The 571-nt window shown below is 48.7% G+C and carries 1 protein-coding gene; it reads left to right on the top strand.

What is annotated here, in order from left to right; all coding sequences use genetic code 11:
- Window positions 1-437: 437 nt before the first annotated feature.
- A partial coding sequence (locus WMO44_RS15000; RefSeq protein ID WP_349153057.1) for a type II toxin-antitoxin system PemK/MazF family toxin occupies window positions 438-571 on the top strand: 134 nt, incomplete at its 3' end.

The raw sequence follows: 571 nt of genomic DNA on the forward strand, positions 1-571 counted from the left end.
GCATTCTTCAGTCACGTTCCTGTGATGATGAGCCACGTCCGTAACAAATGCGATGATCTCCCACTGAGGGAATGAGCGGTAGGTTGACGGTAAATGGATGACAGCTTCTCCATAGCTAAGAGCCATCACAGAATAATGATACTTCTGCCTTCGGGCAGCTCGGTGAGAACCACGGAGAGGTGAGAACCCTATGGATTCGGTACGCTGCCGGACGGCTGAAAGATTTCCCACACGAAAACAGAGTTTTCGGTTTCCGGGGATGTCGGGGACAAATACGGAAAGGTATAGAACTATAAATCACAGCAATTTGCTGTTTGAGATAGTAGGGTGGGCTGTGCGAGCAGCCCACTGTTACATATACGGATAGAAAGGAGAAATCCAAATTGGCCACACGAGGTAAAAAAGAGAAAGAGTATCCGCCTATGCCCGCAAACTGGATGTACAAGCGCGGGGATGTCTACATGATGGATCTGAATCCTTACAGCGGTTCCGAGCAAGGCGGCATCCGACCTGCCATTGTTGTCCAAAACGATGACGGTAATTTTTATTCCAATGTTCTTCTGGTCGTTCC

The sequence above is a fragment of the Faecalibacterium tardum genome (assembly GCF_040096515.1).
GTDB lineage: Bacteria > Bacillota > Clostridia > Oscillospirales > Ruminococcaceae > Faecalibacterium > Faecalibacterium tardum.